General features: G+C 70.5%; 16 protein-coding genes and 1 pseudogene. 11 read left to right on the plus strand and 6 right to left on the minus strand.

The window, feature by feature from the left end:
* Window position 1: 1 nt before the first annotated feature.
* Window positions 2-799 (minus strand): VOC family protein, encoded by a 798-nt coding sequence (locus tag GWK61_RS29280; RefSeq protein WP_194913899.1) that lies wholly within the window; start codon window positions 797-799, stop codon window positions 2-4.
* A 277-nt stretch (window positions 800-1,076) separates the two neighbouring features.
* Here GWK61_RS29280 and GWK61_RS29285 point away from each other — a divergent pair, with 277 nt between their 5' ends.
* Window positions 1,077-2,066, plus strand: coding sequence for a malate dehydrogenase (locus GWK61_RS29285; protein WP_194913900.1), 990 nt, complete (start codon window positions 1,077-1,079; stop codon window positions 2,064-2,066).
* 65 nt (window positions 2,067-2,131) lie between these two features.
* Here the strand turns inward: GWK61_RS29285 and GWK61_RS29290 are convergent, their stop codons facing one another.
* From GWK61_RS29290 to ddaH, 3 genes are all read right to left on the minus strand, one after another.
* On the minus strand, window positions 2,132-2,572 hold the full coding sequence (locus GWK61_RS29290; RefSeq protein WP_194913902.1) for an Lrp/AsnC family transcriptional regulator: 441 nt from the start codon (window positions 2,570-2,572) through the stop codon (window positions 2,132-2,134).
* A 371-nt stretch (window positions 2,573-2,943) separates the two neighbouring features.
* Window positions 2,944-4,125, minus strand: coding sequence for an ornithine--oxo-acid transaminase (rocD, locus tag GWK61_RS29295; protein ID WP_194913940.1), 1,182 nt, complete (start codon window positions 4,123-4,125; stop codon window positions 2,944-2,946).
* Between the two features lie 120 nt (window positions 4,126-4,245).
* The gene (gene ddaH, locus GWK61_RS29300; RefSeq protein ID WP_194913904.1) at window positions 4,246-5,112 is read right to left on the minus strand and encodes a dimethylargininase; all 867 of its coding nucleotides are present in this window, start codon (window positions 5,110-5,112) and stop codon (window positions 4,246-4,248) included.
* 153 nt (window positions 5,113-5,265) lie between these two features.
* Here ddaH and GWK61_RS29305 point away from each other — a divergent pair, with 153 nt between their 5' ends.
* From GWK61_RS29305 to GWK61_RS29315, 3 genes are read left to right on the plus strand one after another with little or no spacing between them, the layout of a single operon-like run.
* Window positions 5,266-6,873: a hemolysin family protein gene (locus GWK61_RS29305; protein ID WP_194913905.1), complete on the plus strand. Its 1,608-nt coding sequence runs from the start codon at window positions 5,266-5,268 to the stop codon at window positions 6,871-6,873.
* A gap of 4 nt (window positions 6,874-6,877) precedes the next feature.
* Window positions 6,878-7,918 (plus strand): tryptophan--tRNA ligase, encoded by a 1,041-nt coding sequence (gene trpS / locus GWK61_RS29310; protein WP_194913907.1) that lies wholly within the window; start codon window positions 6,878-6,880, stop codon window positions 7,916-7,918.
* A gap of 2 nt (window positions 7,919-7,920) precedes the next feature.
* Window positions 7,921-8,511: a 2'-5' RNA ligase family protein gene (locus GWK61_RS29315; protein WP_194913909.1), complete on the plus strand. Its 591-nt coding sequence runs from the start codon at window positions 7,921-7,923 to the stop codon at window positions 8,509-8,511.
* 88 nt (window positions 8,512-8,599) lie between these two features.
* Here GWK61_RS29315 and GWK61_RS29320 read toward each other — a convergent pair whose 3' ends face one another.
* Window positions 8,600-9,973 carry an MFS transporter gene (locus tag GWK61_RS29320; RefSeq protein WP_323747809.1) on the minus strand — a complete coding sequence of 458 codons (1,374 nt, stop codon included), beginning with the start codon at window positions 9,971-9,973 and terminating at the stop codon, window positions 8,600-8,602.
* Window positions 9,974-10,201: 228 nt separating this feature from the next.
* Here GWK61_RS29320 and GWK61_RS29325 point away from each other — a divergent pair, with 228 nt between their 5' ends.
* The 5 genes from GWK61_RS29325 to GWK61_RS29345 all read left to right on the plus strand — a co-directional run bounded on the left by GWK61_RS29325 (window position 10,202) and on the right by GWK61_RS29345 (window position 14,663).
* Window positions 10,202-10,780: a TetR/AcrR family transcriptional regulator gene (locus tag GWK61_RS29325; protein ID WP_194913913.1), complete on the plus strand. Its 579-nt coding sequence runs from the start codon at window positions 10,202-10,204 to the stop codon at window positions 10,778-10,780.
* A gap of 102 nt (window positions 10,781-10,882) precedes the next feature.
* The gene (locus GWK61_RS29330) at window positions 10,883-11,587 is read left to right on the plus strand and encodes a phosphatase PAP2 family protein (protein WP_194913918.1); all 705 of its coding nucleotides are present in this window, start codon (window positions 10,883-10,885) and stop codon (window positions 11,585-11,587) included.
* Between the two features lie 111 nt (window positions 11,588-11,698).
* Complete coding sequence (gene fdxA, locus GWK61_RS29335; protein WP_194913919.1) at window positions 11,699-12,028, plus strand: ferredoxin; 330 nt, start codon at window positions 11,699-11,701, stop codon at window positions 12,026-12,028.
* A gap of 57 nt (window positions 12,029-12,085) precedes the next feature.
* The gene (dapC, locus tag GWK61_RS29340) at window positions 12,086-13,183 is read left to right on the plus strand and encodes a succinyldiaminopimelate transaminase (RefSeq protein ID WP_194913922.1); all 1,098 of its coding nucleotides are present in this window, start codon (window positions 12,086-12,088) and stop codon (window positions 13,181-13,183) included.
* Between the two features lie 208 nt (window positions 13,184-13,391).
* Window positions 13,392-14,663 carry an ATP-grasp domain-containing protein gene (locus GWK61_RS29345; protein WP_194913924.1) on the plus strand — a complete coding sequence of 424 codons (1,272 nt, stop codon included), beginning with the start codon at window positions 13,392-13,394 and terminating at the stop codon, window positions 14,661-14,663.
* A 98-nt stretch (window positions 14,664-14,761) separates the two neighbouring features.
* Here the strand turns inward: GWK61_RS29345 and GWK61_RS29350 are convergent, their stop codons facing one another.
* Window positions 14,762-15,484, minus strand: a complete 723-nt coding sequence (locus tag GWK61_RS29350; protein WP_194913927.1) for a hypothetical protein — start codon at window positions 15,482-15,484, stop codon at window positions 14,762-14,764.
* Between the two features lie 97 nt (window positions 15,485-15,581).
* Between GWK61_RS29350 and GWK61_RS29355 the strand changes: the two genes are divergently transcribed.
* Together GWK61_RS29355 and GWK61_RS29360 are read left to right on the plus strand one after the other, a co-directional pair.
* On the plus strand, window positions 15,582-16,520 hold the full coding sequence (locus GWK61_RS29355) for an alpha/beta fold hydrolase (protein ID WP_194913936.1): 939 nt from the start codon (window positions 15,582-15,584) through the stop codon (window positions 16,518-16,520).
* 297 nt (window positions 16,521-16,817) lie between these two features.
* Window positions 16,818-16,999 (plus strand): annotated as a pseudogene (locus GWK61_RS29360) (IS5/IS1182 family transposase); the annotation flags it as partial.

Consider the following 16,999-nt stretch of genomic DNA (forward strand, 5'->3'; position numbering starts at 1 on the left):
CCTACCCCATCGGCGCCGGCTGCAGGATGTTGAACCGCGCGCCGAACTGGTCGGTCAGCGCCGCCAGCCGTCCGGGCGGGGCGTCGGCGGCCGGGATCAGGACGGTGCCGCCGGCGCCCGTCACGCGCTCCACGGTCCGGTCGGCGTCGGCCACCATGAAGTAGGGGATCCACTTCTCGTCCTGGATCGGCACCTGGTCGGTGATCGTCATGATCCCGCCGAACGCGGCCAGCGGGTCGCCGGGCCGGGTCGTCCACATGTCGTAGCCGCCGCCCTCCGGCGCGCCCTCCATGTACGGCTCGACGTTCCAGCCGAACAGCGCCGGATAGAAGGCCTTCGCCACCGCCGGATCACGGGTCCACAACTCGGCCCACAGCATCGTGTCGTCGACGCAGCAGGCCTCGAAGCCGGTGGTCCCGCCGGACTGCCAGACCGCGAACTCGGCGCCGCTGGGGTCGGTGAGCTGCGCGAAGGTGCCCTCGCCGGGGACCTCCATGACCGGGACGCGCACCTTGGCGCCTCCGGCCTCGGCGGCGGCCACGGACGCGGCGGCGTCGGCGACCCGGACGTAGGTCATCCAGTCCGGCTTGGCGGCCGGATCGGTCAGGCCGCCGAGGCCGGCGACCGACTTGCCGTCCTTGCGCAGCGACCAGTAGCCGGGGCCGTCGGGGGAGTCCGGCATCAGCTGCTCGGAGGTCCAGCCGAAGACCTGGCCGTAGAACGCGGCCGAGGCGCCGGGATCGGGGGAGCCCAGATCGATCCAGCCGGGCAGGTTCGGGGTGTTGTCGGAGGTGATCATGAGCGGGCCTTCCTCGTTCTCGGGCGTGCGGCGGGGCGGCGGCGCGGCACCGCACAAGTCGTTGTGAGGCACATCACGTCGTTATGCCCGAGTCTTCCACTCGCCACCGACAGCCACGAACCGTGCGCGGAGCGGATTCATCCGATTCCCGCGTATGTCTGCTTTCTCACAGGCGTCGGCCCTACCGGAGAGAAACCGCGCTGGTACTCCAGGAGTAGCCTGTGGGCTGGCAACACATCCATACGGAACCTTCACATAAACGCAGGAGCCACAAGCGATGTCCCGCACCCCCGTCAACGTCACCGTGACCGGCGCGGCCGGCCAGATCGGCTACGCCCTGCTGTTCCGCATCGCCTCCGGTCACCTGCTGGGCCCGGACGTGCCGGTGAAGCTGAACCTGCTGGAGATCCCGCAGGCGGTCAAGGCCGCCGAGGGCACGGCGATGGAGCTGGTCGACTCGGCGTTCCCGCTGCTGGCCGGCATCGACATCCACGACAACCCCAAGGACGGCTTCACCGGCGCCAACGTGGCGCTGCTGGTCGGCGCCCGCCCCCGCACCGCGGGCATGGAGCGCGGCGACCTGCTGGAGGCCAACGGCGGCATCTTCAAGCCGCAGGGCGAGGCGATCAACGCGCACGCCGCCGACGACATCAAGGTCCTGGTGGTCGGCAACCCGGCCAACACCAACGCCCTGATCGCCGCCGCGCACGCCCCGGACGTCCCGAAGTCCCGCTTCACCGCGATGACCCGCCTGGACCACAACCGGGCCCTGGGCCAGCTCGCGCTGAAGACCGGCGTGCCGGTCTCGGAGATCACGAACATGACCATCTGGGGCAACCACTCCGCGACCCAGTACCCGGACGTGTTCCACGCCAAGATCGCCGGCAAGAACGCCGCCGAGGTCGTCAACGACCAGGACTGGATCGAGAAGGACTTCATCCCGACCGTCGCCAAGCGCGGCGCGGCGATCATCGAGGCGCGCGGCTTCTCCAGCGCCGCCTCCGCCGCCAACGCGGCCCTGGACCACGTCCACACCTGGGTCAACGGCACCGCCGAGGGCGACTGGACCTCCATGGGCGTCGTCTCCGACGGCAGCTACGGCGTGCCGGAGGGCCTGGTCTCCTCCTTCCCGGTGACCACGAAGGACGGCGAGTGGAGCATCGTCCAGGGCCTGGACATCGACGCCTTCTCGCGGGCCCGCATCGACGCCTCGGTCAACGAGCTCGCCGAGGAGCGCGACGCGGTGAAGCAGCTCGGCCTGATCTGAGCGCTCTGATCTGAGCACTAGACGGTCCGGTGTCCTGTTGTGGACACCGGACCGTTCTCTGTTGCTCAGAGCGTCGGATCGCGCACCAACAGCCGCGTCAGCACCAGCGCCGAGCGCGTCCGCTGGATCTCCGGCTCGCGCCGGATCCGCTCCAGCGCCTCCTCCAGATGCCGCATGTCCTCGGCCACCAGGTGCAGCAGCGCGTCGGCGTCCCCGGTGATCGTGTAGGCGGCGACCACCTCGGGATGCCGGGAAACGCACTCCCGGATCACGTCCGGCGACGTCCGGTCCCCGCAGTAGACCTCGACGAAGGCCTCGGTGGTCCAGCCGAGCGCGGTCTGGTCGACGATCACGGAGAACCCGCGGATCGAGCCGTCCGCGCGCAGCCGGTCGACCCGCCGCTTCACCGCCGACGCCGACAACCCCACCGCCGCCCCGACCTCGGCGAACGACGCACGCGCATCGCGCCGCAGAACGTCGATGATCGAGCGGTCGAGGCTGTCCATGCCCTGAGATTAGCGGTCCGCCGCCTCGTAACCCCGGACCCCTGATCCCGGACGCCGCCACCAGGCGCGCGCACTCAGACCGCCGCTCGGCAGCCACAGGGTCCCGGCGCCAGCACGAGGAACGAGCGGTTGCGGCGAAGGGGTGACGTCATCAGTTCATTGAAGACGACTCATTGACGACGACCTCGGCCGTAGTGCTCGGACCGCGTTTCCTGAGAAAACCGGCTTCCAGTGCGACTAAAACGTCGCAGCGAGCGTCTAAGGAAACGAAGCCGCGCCCGCAGCGGGCCGTACCCCCGCCGCGAGCGCGGCCGATCACGCCGCGCGGACCCGGCCGCCGAGGCCGGGTCCGTCGCGACCGACAGACAGTATCAACCCAGAGCGCTCTGTAGTTGAAGCACCGCCCAGTCCAGGTCCTCGGCGGTCACCACGAGCGGCGGTGCCATGCGGATGGTCGAGCCGTGGGTGTCCTTGGCCAGGACCCCGCGCGCCATCAGGCGCTCGGAGATCTCGCGGCCGGTGCCGAACGAGGGGTCGATGTCGACGCCCGCCCACAGTCCGCGTCCGCGGACCTCGTGTACCATCTCCTTCGGCAGCTTCGCCAACGACTGGTGCAGGTGCGTGCCGAGCGTGCGGGCCCGCTCCTGGTACTCGCCGGTGGCCAGCAGGCCGACCACCGCGCGGCCGACCGCGCAGGCCAGCGGGTTGCCGCCGAAGGTGGAGCCGTGCTCGCCGGGGTGGAACACGCCGAGCACGTCGCGGTCGGCGACCACCGCCGAGACCGGCAGGATGCCGCCGCCGAGCGCCTTGCCCAGGATGTAGACGTCGGGGACGACGTCCTCGTGGTCGCAGGCGAAGGTGTATCCGGTCCGCCCCAGCCCGGACTGGATCTCGTCGGCCATCATCAGGATGCCGCGCCGGGTGCAGATCTCGCGGACCGCCGCCAGGTACCCGTCCGGCGGCACCAGGACGCCGGCCTCGCCCTGGATCGGCTCCAGGAGGATGGCGACGGTGTCGTCGGTGATGGCGGCCTCGATCGCCGAGGCGTCGCCGTAGGGGACCGAGACGAAGCCCGGGGTGAACGGCCCGAACTCGTTGCGCGCGTCGGGGTCGGTGGAGAACGACACGATGGACAGCGTCCGGCCGTGGAAGTTGCCCTCGCAGGTGATGATCTGCGCGCGGTCCTCCGGGACGCCCTTGACCTGGTACCCCCACTTCCGGGCGGTCTTCAGTGCGGTCTCCACGGCCTCGGCCCCGGAGTTCATCGGCAGCGCCGCGTCCTTGCCGCACAACGCGGACAGCTCGGCGACGAAGGGCCCGAACTGGTCGTGGTGGAACGCCCGCGAGGTCAGCGTCACCCGGGCCAGCTGCTCCCGGGTCGCGGCCAGCAGCACCGGGTTGCGGTGCCCGAAGTTCAGCGCCGAGTACCCGGCGAGCATGTCCAGGTAGCGGTTGCCGTCGACGTCGGTCACCCAGGCCCCGTCGGCCTCGGCGATCACCACCGGCAGCGGGTGGTAGTTGTGCGCGGTGTGCGCGTCGGACTGCGCGATCAGCTCCCGGGCCCGGGCCGACGGAGGATTCCGCGGCCCCGCGCCGGCCTGCGCCTTGAAGGTGCCCGAGCCGGGCTCGGTGTCGCGGCCGGTGTCAGAGATCGTGGTCACGGCGGACCCCTTTCAGCTTCTGAGCTCCAGCGTGCAGCACTTGACCGAGCCGCCCGCCTTGAGCAGTTCGGACAGGTCCACGCCGATCGGCTGGTAGCCGCGCTCGGCGAGCCGGGCCGCCAGACCGGTGGCGGCCTGCGGGAGCAGGACGTGCAGGCCGTCGGAGACCGCGTTCAGCCCGAAGACGGCGGCGTCCTCGGCGGTGGCCACGACCGCGTCCGGGTACAGCGTGCGCAGGACGGCCTGCGAACCCGGCGAGAAGGCCTCGGGGTAGTAGGCGATGGTCTCCTTGTCGAGCACCGCGATCGCCGTGTCCAGGTGGTAGTAGCGCGGGTCGACCAGGCGCAGCCCGATCACCGGCATCCCGAAGAACTCCTGCGCCTCCAGGTGCGCGTTCGGGTCGGACCGGAAGCCGTGGCCGGCCAGGATCCAGTCGCCGGCGCTGTGTCCATTTGCGCCCGGGGCGACGAGGAAGTCGCCCTCGCCCTCGTTGATGAACTGCGGGTCGTGGATCTCGGCGAAGCCGTTCTTGCGGAACCACTCCATGTACGCCGGGCCCTCCGCCTGGCGCTCCTCGTTGCGGAAAGAGGCGCCGAGCACCTTGCCGCCCACGACGGTCGCGCCGTTGGCCGCGAACACCATGTCCGGCAGGCCCTCGATCGGCTTGATGGTCTCCACCTGGTGGCCGAGGTCCAGGTACGCGTCGCGCAGGGCCTCCCACTGGCGCGCGGCCAGCGAGGCGTCGACCGGTTCGTCCGGGTCCATCCAGGGGTTGATGGAGTAGGTGACCGCGAAGTGGTCCGGCGGGCACATGAGATACCGGCGCGGGATCGCCACGCGCTGTGCCGCCGAAGGCGCGAGGAGTGTCTCGGGGATCATGCAACCTGAGCATAAGTACCGTGTTTTCCCTGCTCAAGCAGGCTTCGTTGCGTGTCGTCGCACGATCGTTGCGAAGATCCGGCGGTCACAGGCGTTTCATTGCGCCACTGGCGTCCCAACCACCGGAGTCCCGCGCTCCCTACAATCAACGGGGTGAGCCCGATTCTCGTGTCCATCCTGGTCGTCCTGGCGCTGATCCTCATCGAGGCGCTGTTCGTCGCGTCCGAGATCGCGCTCGTTTCGTTGCGTGAGAGCCAGCTGGAAACCATGGCCCAGCAGGGCCGCCGCGGCCAGGTGGTGGCCAAACTGGTGCGCGACCAGAACCGCTGGCTGGCCACGGTGCAGATCGGCGTCACGCTGACCGCGCTGCTGTCCTCGGCCTACGGCGCGATCACCCTGTCCGAGAGCGCCAAGCGCGGCCTGATCAGCGCCGGGCTCGGCAAGGGCCTGGCCGGGTTCGTCGGGGTCGTCGGCGTCACGCTGGTCATCACCTTCGTGACCCTGGTGATCGGCGAGCTCGCGCCCAAGCGGCTGGCGCTGCAACGGCCCGAGGGGACGGCGCGCGCCGTCGCGCCCTTCCTGAACCGGATGGCCGCGGTCGTGCGGCCGTTCATCTTCCTGCTCTCGGTGTGCACCAACGGCGTGGTGCGGCTGTTCGGCGGCGACCCGGCCGTGGGCCGGGAGGCGGTGTCCTCCGAGGAGCTGCGGCTGATGGTGGCCGGGAACGAGACGCTGAACAGCGACGAGCGCGAGCTGATCGACGAGATCTTCGACGCCGGCGACCGGCAGCTGCGCGAGGTGCTGGTGCCGCGCACCGAGGTCACGTTCCTGGACGGCCAGCTGCCGATCCGCCAGGCGGCGCGGATCGCCGCCTCCGAGCCGCACTCCCGCTACCCGGTGATCGAGGGTTCGGCGGACAACGTCATCGGTTTCGTGCACGTGCGCGACTTCCTCAACCCCGAGCTGGCCGGGCGCTCGATCCGGCTGGAGGAGATCGCCCGGCCGGTGAAGATGCTGCCGACCTCCAAGCAGGTGCTCTCGGCGCTTTCGGAGATGCGCGCGGAGTCCACGCACCTGGCGATCGTGGTCGACGAGTACGGCGGCACCGCCGGCATCGTCACCCTGGAGGACCTGATCGAGGAGCTGATCGGCGACATCCAGGACGAGTACGACGTCGGCCAGGCCGGCACCACCCGGCTGGTCGGCGGGGTGATGGAGGTCGACGGCCTGCTGAACCTGGACGACTTCATGGACGAGACCGGGATCGAGCTGCCCGACGGCCCGTACGAGACCGCGGCCGGGTTCATGGTGGCCCAGCTCGGGCGGCTCCCGGCGCTCGGCGACGAGGTGGTGGTCGCCTTCGACGCCGTCCCCGGCCTGCACGGCGCGGGCCCGGAGGATGGCGACGAGGACGTCGAGCGCGAGATCCACCGCTCCCAGCTGCGGGTGGCCGAGATGGACGGCCGGCGCATCGCGCGGATCCGGATCACGCGGCTGCCCGAGGGCGGGGCGGCGGAGGCCCCCGGCGCTGATGCTCCCGGCTCCGATGCTCCCGCTGGAGCCCTCGCTGCCGATGCCCCCGCCGCCGAGGTGCCCGTCGACGAAGCGCCTGCCGCCGAGGCGTCCGCCGGCGGCCCGGAATCCGCCGCTGACATCACCTCCGGTGATCATTCGAACACTGATGGCGACGACCAGCTCGGCCAGGCCGGTGCGGGTGAGGAGATCCCGGGAGAACCCGATCAAAGCGAGCCGCGGATCTGAGAGAATGGGGCTTATGGCAGCCGCTCCCCAGTCCTCCGGTCGCAAGCGCGTCTTCTCCGGCATCCAGCCGACCGCCGACTCCTTCCACGTCGGGAACTACCTCGGCGCGATTCGGCAGTGGGTGCCCCTGCAGGAGACCCACGAGACCATCTACTGCGTCGTGGACCTGCACGCGATCACCGTCGAGCAGGACCCGAAGCTGCTGCGCCAGCGCACCCGGATCGCCGCCGCGCAGCTGCTGGCGGCCGGGATCGACCCGGGGCGCAGCACCTTGTTCGTGCAGAGCCACGTGCCCGAGCACGCGCAGCTGGCCTGGGTCCTGACCTGCATGACCGGCTTCGGCGAGGCCGGCCGGATGACCCAGTTCAAGGACAAGTCCGGCAAGCAGGGCACCACCAACACCAACGTGGGGCTGTTCACCTACCCGATGCTGATGGCCGCGGACGTGCTGCTGTACAACGCCGACCAGGTCCCGGTCGGCGAGGACCAGCGCCAGCACCTGGAGCTCACCCGGGACCTGGCGCAGCGCTTCAACGGCCGCTACGGCGACTACTTCACGGTCCCGGACCCGTACATCATCAAGGCCACCGGCAAGATCACCGACCTGCAGGACCCGGGCGCGAAGATGTCGAAGTCGGCCTCCTCGCCGGCCGGCATCATCGAGCTGCTGGACGACCCGAAGGCCTCGGCCAAGAAGATCCGCTCCGCGGTCACCGACACCGAGCGCGAGATCCGCTACGACGAGGAGAACAAGGCGGGCATCTCCAACCTGCTGTCGATCTACGCGGCGCTGGACGGCCGGAGCATCCCCGAACTGGAGACCGCCTACGAGGGCAAGGGCTACGGCGACCTGAAGAAGGACCTCGCCGAGGTCTTCATCGACTTCGTGACCCCGTTCCGGGAGCGCACGCAGGCCATCCTGGCCGAGCCCGACAAGCTGGACGCGGTCCTGGCCGAGGGCGCCGCCAAGGCCCGCACCATCGCGACCCGGACCCTGTCCGAGGTCTACGACCGAGTCGGGTTCCTGCCCGCGGCGGGGAACTGACGGTGGGCGGCGTGCCGGATCCGCTCGCGGCGACCTTCGCCGGGGCCAACCCCTTCGCGTCCGGGGCCCGGGGGGCGGACACCGTGACCATCGGCGTCGCGGTCCCGATCCCCGAGCCCTACGGCAGCGAACTGCAGAAGTGGCGCGAGTCGTTCCACGACCCGATGGCCCTGGCGATCCCGACGCACGTGACCCTCCTCCCGCCGAGCGAGGTCGAGCGCGAGGACCTGCCGGGCATCGAGGACCACCTGGTCAAGGCGGCCTCCTCCGGCCGGCCGTTCTCGATGCTGCTGCAGGGCACCGGTACCTTCCGCCCGATCTCCCCGGTGACCTTCGTCCGCGTGGCCCAGGGCGCCGAGGAGTGCACCGCCACCGAGGCCCTGGTCCGTTCCGGCATACTCGCGGGCGAGGCGCGCTTCCCGTACCACCCGCACGTGACGGTCGCCCACGAACTCCCCGAGGACGCGCTCAGCCGCGCCCAGGAGACGCTCGCGGGCTACGAGGCCCGCTTCCCGGTGAGCGGGTTCGCGCTGTATCTGCACGGCGACGACGGCGTGTGGCGGGTTCGGCGGTTGTTCCCCTACGGGGGCTGAGTCCTCACTCCCGCCGGCAACGCGAAAGCGGCCCCCGGGTAGCATCTGGCACCGGAAGCCGCCGTGTCGCGAACCCGCCTCCTTCGGCCTACTCCAGAACGGGCGCCGGGCCCGAAGGCGCCGTCGCCGGCTTCGGCCGCAGCGTCAGCGAGATCAGGCACACCGCCAGCGCGATCCCCGCACCGACCGTCAGCCCGGTGCCCAGGCCGTGCGTGAAGTTCACCTTCGGGTTCGGGTCGTGGCTGCCCTTCATCGACGAGGTGAAGATGGTCACCAGCACCGCGATGCCCAGCGCGCCGCCGATCTGCTGACAGGCCTGCATCAGCCCGGAACCGGCGCCGGAGTCCCGCGGGGCCAGGCCGTTCATGATGTTCAGCGCGATCGGGCTGAACGCGATGCCGCCGCCGAGGCCGAACATCAGGAACGGCACCAGCAGGCCGCTGACGAAGCCGGTGTGCACCGAGACCTGCGACAGCCAGAGCAGCGCGCCGGAGATCAGCGCCGTACCGAGGACGATCAGCGGACGCGGGCCGAAGCGGGGGAGCAGCTTGGGGATGAAGCGCGAGACCGCGAACAGGGTCGCGGTCAGCGGCAGGAACGCCAGGCCCGCGCGCATCGGCGAGTAGTCCAGCACCTCCTGCATGAACTGCGGCATGAAGAAGAACATCGAGAACATCGCGCCGACCAGCAGCACATAGGAGCCGTAGCTCCGGGCCCTGGTGGAGTTCCGCAGCAGCCGCAGCGGGAACACCGGGAACTCGACGCGGGACTCGATGAACACGAACGCGCTCAGCAGCACCACCGCGGCGGCGAACACCCCGATGGTGGTTCCGTTGCCCCAGCCGTGCTCGGAGGCGTTGATGAAGCCGTAGACCAGGCTGCCCATGCCGGTGACCGAGGTGATCGCGCCCAGGTAGTCGATCTTGCCCGGCACCCGCGGGGACTCGTTCAGCAACCGGGCCGCGGCGATCGCGGCGACCGCGCCGATCGGCACGTTGATGTACATGACCAGCCGCCACGAGCCCCAGGTGGTCAGCATGCCGCCGAGCAGCAGGCCGACCGAGCCGCCGGCGCTGGAGACCGCGGTGAACAGGCTCATCGCCTTCACCCGCGGCGCGCCCTCGGGGAAGGTCGTGATGATCAGGGCCAGCATGCTCGGTCCGGCCATCGCCGCCCCCACACCCTGCAGCGCCCGGGAGGCCAGCAGCATGGTGGAGTCGACCGCGAGCCCGCCGACGAAGGAGGCCACGGTGAACAGGATGACTCCGGACACGAACATCCGCCGCCGCCCGAAGATGTCGCCGGCCCGGCCGCCGAGCAGCAGCAGGCCGCCGAAGGCCAGCGTGTAGGCGTTCAGTACCCACGACAGGTTCGCGCTGGAGAACTTCAGCGAGGTCTGGATCTTCGGCAGGGCTATGTTGACGATGGTGGCGTCGAGGACCAGCATCAACTGGCAGGTCACGATGGTCGCGAGGATGAGTCCCGGCTTGGGCTCGCGCTTTGGAACAACTTTCCCGGTGGAAGGTGTTGTGGATATGGACGCAGTAGACATGGTGTCCTTCACCTGACGGCGAGCATTTAAGCGGAGGCTAACTCCGTTTAGCGTAGAGTGCCGGTACGCATGGCGGCAACTGGAATTCCGCGGGGCTCGGGGAGGCCCTGCTCAACTAGGTGGAAGGTTGATGACACGGTGAGGGCTGACGCGCTCCGCAACCGCGAGCGCCTCGTCGAGGTGGCCCAGTCGGCGTTCGCGACCCACGGGATCGAGACATCCCTGGAGGAGATCGCACGCCAGGCGGGTGTCGGGATCGGGACACTGTACCGCCGGTTCCCCCGGCGCGAAGATCTCATCGCCGCCGTTCTGGCCGAGCGTTACCTGAAGCTCGCCGAGTGTGCGCAGACCCTCGCCGAGCGCCGCGAGGACGCCGACGCGGCGTTCACCGAGTGGCTGACGCTGCTGATCGAGCACATGGCGATCTACCGCGGCCTGTCGCTGGCGGTGAAGGAGGCCATCCACGACCAGAGCACCGCGCTCGGGCAGACTTGTAAAGAAATGATGGACGCCGGGACCCGGCTGCTGGAGCGCGGACAGCAGGCCGGCGCGTTCCGCTCCGACGTCAACTTCTGGGACGTGATGTCGCTGTGCTCGGGCATCGTCACGGCCGTGGAGCGGCGTGCCGAGAAGCCGGTCGACTCCGGCGTGCCGCCGGTGAACCCGTATCTGCTGCTCGACGTGGTGCTGCGAGGGCTGCGCAAGCAGGACGCTTAGGGGTTAATCCCGACAGTCGTCTCAGAAGGGCCGTTACGCTCGGAGTAAGTGAATGAGCGGTGAACGCCAGACGAACTTCAGGTGACTAGGTTACGGTGAGACATGCTCACCGAACCCCGGCATGCCGTCGTCCAGCACCGTGCGCACGTCACCGACGACCGCCCCAGAGCGTCGGTACTGCGCTGGTCGGGAGGGGTGTCCCTCGGTGTGTTCGTCCTGCTCGCGTTCGTCGTCGCGACCAAGGCGTCCCGGAGCCCGGACCAGTCGATCGACGACTCGCTGAACCGGTTCGCGCTGCGCGACACCGGGGTCGCCGACTTCTTCAAGGCGGTCACGAACGCCGGTTCGCCGACCGTGACGCTGGGCCTCGGGCTCCTCGTCGCGGTCGCCTTCTATCTGCTGCGGATGCGGACCTCGGCATACTTCGCCGCGACCTCGGTGGTCGGTGCGTACGCCATCGCCTACGTGGCCAAAAAGGGCGTCGACCGCCACCGTCCGATCTGGGACGCCGCGCACACGATCTCCACAGAATCCGGCGCCTCGTTCCCCTCCGGGCACGCCACCGGCACCTCGGCGCTGGCCGCCGTGCTGATCCTGGCCGCGGTCCCGCTGCTGGTCGGGGCGGTCGTCCGCCGGGCCGTCGCGGCCGTGCTGGTGCTGTACGTGATCGTCATCGCCGTGTCGCGTCCGGTCCTCGGCGTCCACTTCCCGACCGACGTCCTGGCCGGGGCCGCGCTGGGCGCCGGGTGGACGCTCTTGTGCGCCTCCGTGCTGCGGCCTTGGAGGGACCGGCCGTCCGCTGGCTGACCCGCTTAGGAGAACCGGCCGTTCACGCGTGATACTAAGGGCGGACGAGCATAGGGCTTTGCAGCCCGCACCGCTGCGTCGCCCACCGCATCAACAGGAGGACCGGAGAAAGTGACTTACGTCATCGCCCTGCCCTGCGTGGACGTGAAGGACAAGGCCTGCATCGAGGAGTGCCCTGTCGATTGCATCTACGAGGGCGAGCGCATGCTCTACATCCACCCGGACGAGTGCGTCGACTGCGGCGCCTGCGAGCCGGTGTGCCCCGTCGAGGCGATCTTCTACGAGGACGACACCCCGGAGCAGTGGAAGGACTACTACAAGGCCAATGTGGAGTTCTTCGACGACCTCGGCTCCCCCGGTGGCGCCTCGAAGATGGGTCTGATCGAGAAGGACCACCCCCTGGTGTCCGCCCTGCCGCCGCAGGCCGAGGGCGAGAGCTGAGCGCCGCCAGCTCTCTCCGCCGGCGACATCCCGCTCCACCAGAGGAAATCCTTCACGATGCGGAAGCTCCCTGACTTCCCGTGGGACCGGCTCGCGCCCGCCAAGGCACGGGCCGGCCAACACCCGGACGGGATCGTCGACCTGTCCGTCGGCACGCCTGTCGACCCGGTGCCGGCCGTCATCCAAGACGCGCTGCGCACCGGGTCCGACGCCCCCGGCTACCCGCTCACCCACGGCACCCCCGCGCTGCGCGAGGCGGCCGTCGGCTGGCTGGCGCGCCGACTCGGCGTGCCCGGAACCGCCCCGGCGGCCGTGCTGCCGGTGATCGGCACCAAGGAACTGGTGGCCTGGCTCCCGACACTGCTGGGCCTGGGCCCCGGCGACCAGGTGGCCATCCCGTCGGTGGCCTACCCGACCTACGACGTCGGCGCCCGCATCGCCGGCGCCGACACGCTCGTGGTCGCGCCAGAGGACGCCGCGGACCTGATCCGCGGGCACCGCCCGAAGCTCGTCTGGCTCAACTCCCCGGCCAACCCGAACGGCCGCGTCGCCCCCGCCGCCGAACTGCGCGCCGTGGTCGAGGCGGCCCGCGAGTCCGGCACCGTCGTGGTCTCCGACGAGTGCTACATCGAGCTGGCCTGGGAGTCCGAGCCGGTCTCGCTGCTGCACCCGGACGTCTGCGGCGGCGGCCACGAGGGCCTGCTGGCCGTGCACTCCCTGTCGAAGCGTTCGAACCTGGCCGGCTACCGCGCCGGCTTCGTCACCGGCGACCCCGCGGTCGTGGCCGACTTGCTGGAAGTGCGCAAGCACGCCGGCCTGATCATGCCGCAGCCGGTGCAGGACGCGATGACGGTCGCCCTGACCGACGACGTCCACGCCGCCGAGCAGAAGGAGCGCTACCGCAGGCGCCGTGAGGTGCTGCGCGAGGCGCTGGAGCGTGCGGGCTTCCGCATCGACCACTCCGAGGCCGGGCTGTACCTGTGGTCCACGCGCGACGAGGACTGCTGGAGCACCGTCGAGTGGCTCTCCGAGCGCGGCATCCTGGTGGCTCCCGGTGACTTCTACGGCGAGGCCGGGGCGCGGCATGTGCGGGTCGCGCTGACCGCGACCGACGAGCGGGTCGCTGCTGCGGCCGCGCGTCTGACCGCGCTGTGACCGCACGCCTGACTGCGTTGTGACCGCAGGCCTGACCGCGCTGTGACGGCGGGCTGGCCGTCGGGTCCGCAGGCGGACATCACGACTTTCGTACTGTCGCACCAGACGGAGTACGAACCCGCATATGCCTCAGTACTCTGATCACCGGGCCCCGCCACAGGGCCCGGTTCGCTCTGTACCCGTGCACATTCGTCACTGAGGGGGAGCAATGCCATCTGAGGAGCCGGTTCCAGCGGAGCAAGCAGTCAGACCCGTCATCTTCTGCGGTTTCAGCGCTATCAGCCTGTTCGGCTTCGGCGACGTGCTCCCGGCGAAGTCCGTGATCGTCGTCGAGGAGAAGGAGTACGCGCGCGAGCGCGGCGCCCAGGCGTCCGTCACCTGGTCGCCGCTGGTCCGCGAGATCGCCGAGTGGGATCTCGCCCAGGTGGGCACGGCCGACGAGTTCTTCCTGAACCACCGCGACTTGGACCCGGTCGCGGTCGTCCCGGTCACCGAGGCCGGAGTCCTGTTCGCGGCCCGCCTGGCCGAGCGCTACGGCCTGCCCGGCGCGAGCCTCGGCGCCGCGGAGGCGCTGCGGGACAAGTACCGGCTGCGCGGGATCACCCGGGCCGCGGGGATACCGAACCCGGAGTCGGCCGTGGTGGCCGACGCCGCGCAGGCGCGGGCGTTCATGGCGGCCGGGACCGGTCCGATCGTGATCAAGCCGGGCAGCGGGCAGGGCTCGGTGGGCACGCTCGTGGTCCGCGATCCGGCCGAGATCGACGAGGCCTGGCAGGGGCTGTGCGACGAGGACGACGTGGCGCTGAGGGCCGGCCGGCGCATGCTGGCCGAGCGGTTCGTGGCCGGCGACGAGCTCAGCGTCGAGATGCTGGTGCAGGGCGGCAAGAGCGTGTTCGCCAACGTCACCGGGAAGCTGCTGTACCCCGGGCCGCGGCCGGTGGAGCTGGGCCACGTGATCCCCGCGGACATCGCGCCGGAGCTGAACGAGCTGCTGGTGCGGCAGACCGGCCGGGTGGTCGAGGCGGTGGGCTTCGCCGACGGGATCGTCCACTGCGAGTGGATCGTCGCCGACGGGGTCCCGCACCTGGTGGAGTGCGCCGGCCGCGGCGCCGGGGACGGGATCGTCGACATGATCCGCCAGGCCTACCCGGTCGACATCCTCCACGCCTACGTGGACATCCTGGCCGGCCGGGCGATCTCGGTCGAGCTGCCGACGCAGGCCAAGCGCGCCGCTTCGATCCACTACAGCGTGGCCCAGCCGGGCGTGGTCACCGAGATCCGCGGGCTGGAGGCGGCCCGCGAGTCCGAGGGGGTCTTCTACGCCGACACCGTCGTGGAGGTGGGCGGTCGGCTCAACGAGCTGCGCAGCTCCGGGGACCGGCCCGCGTTCGCCGCGGTGACCGCGGACACGCCGGCCGAGGCGCTGCGCCTGGCCAGGGCGGCCGCCGCGCTGATCGAGGTCGTCACCGGGCCGGAGTGAGCGGCTGAGTCCGTTTCCTGACGTGCTCTTGGCATCCGGCGTCCGGTGTCCGGGCCGCGCGACACATGTGCGGTCCGGACCCCGACTGCCGCGGGACCTCAGGCGGCCGGCGGCTCTTTCTCGAGATACCGCATCGCCTGTTTGAAGTACCCGCGCGGGTTCGTGTCCAGATACCGTGCCCACGCCGGATCCCGGTCTCCGCGCATCCACGCGACCCGGGCCAGCGCGTAGCCGAACATCGGCTGGTTGATGTAACCGAGCTGCTGCCGGCGCCAGCCGCCCCGGCCCTGTGAGAACACGAAGGCGGCGTTGGCGGTGAAGATGCCGAGGCCGAAGAACACCGTGGCGAGGTCGGTCAGCGGCTCGTGGTCGCCCTCGTTCGAGCTGGACAGGCCTCGGTAGAGCAGCTTGTGGTGGCACAGTTCGTGGGCTGCGACCGCCACGACCCGCTGGGGGTCGGGGGCGTTGTCCATCCCTATCGCGATGACGCCGAGCCCTTCGCGGACGCTGTAGTGGCCGGCGACGCTCTTGGACCCGGTGACGCCGCCGCCGGGGGCGGGCTGCACCGGAGGGCGGCCGTCGTACAGGGCGACCGCGATCTCCGCCGGGTCGATGCGCAGGTGGGCGCGGACGAGGTCGACGACGCCGAGCACATCGTCCGGAGTGCCCCGATAACTCCCGGGGAAGAACGAAGGTGTGGGTGTGAGCACCTCCGCCTCCAAAGCAGCGCGCCCGAACTGCTCGACGCACCAGCCCAGCATCTTCTCGATCCACTGGCGCTCCCGGTCCTCGACCGGCGGGCGCGCCCCGAACAGCGGCATGCCCCGAGATTACCCCGCCTCCGTCCGCCCCCTGGCGCGCCGGAGGCGGCGGTTTCCGGTGCCGACCCGCCGGGTAGCCGCCCAACGGAGGAGAGCCATGATCCGCACAGTCCGCACCCCGGACGGCCGCCGGCTGGCGGTGTCCCAGCGCGGCGACCCCCACGGGGCCCCGGTGATGCTGTTCCACGGCACCCCCGGCAGCAGACTCGGGCCCGTCCCGCGGCCGATGACGCTGCACGCCTCCGGGATCCGGCTACTGACCTTCGACCGCCCCGGCTTCGGCGAGTCGGACCGCCAACCGGGCCGCACCGTCGCCTCCGTGGCGGCGGACGCCCGCACCGTCGCTGACGCCCTGGACATCGAACACTTCGCCGTCCTAGGCCGCTCCGGCGGCGGCCCCCACGCCCTCGCCTGCGCGGCCCTCCTCCCAGAGCGCGTGACCAAGGCGGCAGCCATGGTCGCCCTCGCCCCGCGCGACGCAATGGGCACCGCCTGGTTCGCCGGCATGACCCCGGGCAACGTCGAGGCCTACACCCAGGCCCTCACGAACCCCGAGGCGCTCCGCCGCGTCCTGGACGACCGCGCCGCCCGCATCCGAGCCGACCCCACAAGCCTGCTGGCGAACATCGACGAAGGACTGGAACCCGCAGACCGAGCCGTCATCCGCCAAGCGAACATCCGCCACGAACTCGTCGCGGCATACGCGGCAGCCGTGTCCCGCTCCGCAGACGGCTGGTACGACGACGCCCTCGCCCTCGCAGCCCCCTGGGGCTTCGACCCAGCGGACATCCGCGTCCCGGTCTACCTGTGGCACGGCGCCGAGGACCGCTTCTCCCCAGCCAGCCACACGCGATGGCTGGGCGAGCGAATCCCACGCGCAACGGTCGACCTGGAACCGCGCGCCTCGCATTTCAGCGCACTGCTGCGGATGCCCCAGGTGATCGTGTGGTCGGGCGCGCGGGTGTCGTGGGACGCGGCGGTGGCGCTTGGGGGTAGGGGCTGGCGTGGCGGTGGTGCTGGCTGCTGGGTGAGTTGAGTCGGCGCCTAAAGAACGACCACAGGTGACAAGCCGGTGCGGTGATGAGTCGGGGCCCGCGAGTCAGTGCCCTGGCGAGCGGTCACCTTGGCGAACTGTGGCCTCAGCGAGCGGCCACAGTGACAAGCCGGCGCTTTGGCCTGTTGCTGTGTTGGTGCGCGGGGACTTGGCGAGTCGCGGTCTTAGAGCGACCGAGGATAGGCGTGGGGCGCGCTCTTGGTAACTCAGGGATTTGACAGGCAGGCACGGGCCTGATGGTTTCGGAGTTCTCTACGCTCTGTAACCGTCGGAGCGCCCGTGCCTGCCATGCCATCATCTCTTCTCGACCCCCTGTGGGACCAGTTCTCGGCGCTGCTACCCGACCGTCCCGAGTTCGATCCGAACCACCCTCTGGGCTGCCACAAGCGTCGGATACCTGATGAGATGGTGTTCCGGCTGGTCGTCGAGGCCTTGGTGCACGGCTCGGGCTACGAGCGGAT

The organism is Catenulispora rubra (assembly GCF_015356825.1).
Lineage (GTDB): Bacteria > Actinomycetota > Actinomycetes > Streptomycetales > Catenulisporaceae > Catenulispora > Catenulispora rubra.

Excerpts from the sequence above, each read along its gene's own strand:
- GWK61_RS29280 (WP_194913899.1), bottom strand. The coding sequence starts at position 799 with ATGATCACCTCCGACAACACCCCGAACCTGCCCGGCTGGATCGATCTG.
- GWK61_RS29285 (WP_194913900.1), top strand. The coding sequence starts at position 1,077 with ATGTCCCGCACCCCCGTCAACGTCACCGTGACCGGCGCGGCCGGCCAG.
- GWK61_RS29290 (WP_194913902.1), bottom strand. The coding sequence starts at position 2,572 with ATGGACAGCCTCGACCGCTCGATCATCGACGTTCTGCGGCGCGATGCG.
- ddaH (WP_194913904.1), bottom strand. The coding sequence starts at position 5,112 with ATGATCCCCGAGACACTCCTCGCGCCTTCGGCGGCACAGCGCGTGGCG.
- trpS (WP_194913907.1), top strand. The coding sequence starts at position 6,878 with ATGGGGCTTATGGCAGCCGCTCCCCAGTCCTCCGGTCGCAAGCGCGTC.
- GWK61_RS29330 (WP_194913918.1), top strand. The coding sequence starts at position 10,883 with ATGCTCACCGAACCCCGGCATGCCGTCGTCCAGCACCGTGCGCACGTC.
- dapC (WP_194913922.1), top strand. The coding sequence starts at position 12,086 with ATGCGGAAGCTCCCTGACTTCCCGTGGGACCGGCTCGCGCCCGCCAAG.
- GWK61_RS29345 (WP_194913924.1), top strand. The coding sequence starts at position 13,392 with ATGCCATCTGAGGAGCCGGTTCCAGCGGAGCAAGCAGTCAGACCCGTC.
- GWK61_RS29350 (WP_194913927.1), bottom strand. The coding sequence starts at position 15,484 with ATGCCGCTGTTCGGGGCGCGCCCGCCGGTCGAGGACCGGGAGCGCCAG.
- GWK61_RS29355 (WP_194913936.1), top strand. The coding sequence starts at position 15,582 with ATGATCCGCACAGTCCGCACCCCGGACGGCCGCCGGCTGGCGGTGTCC.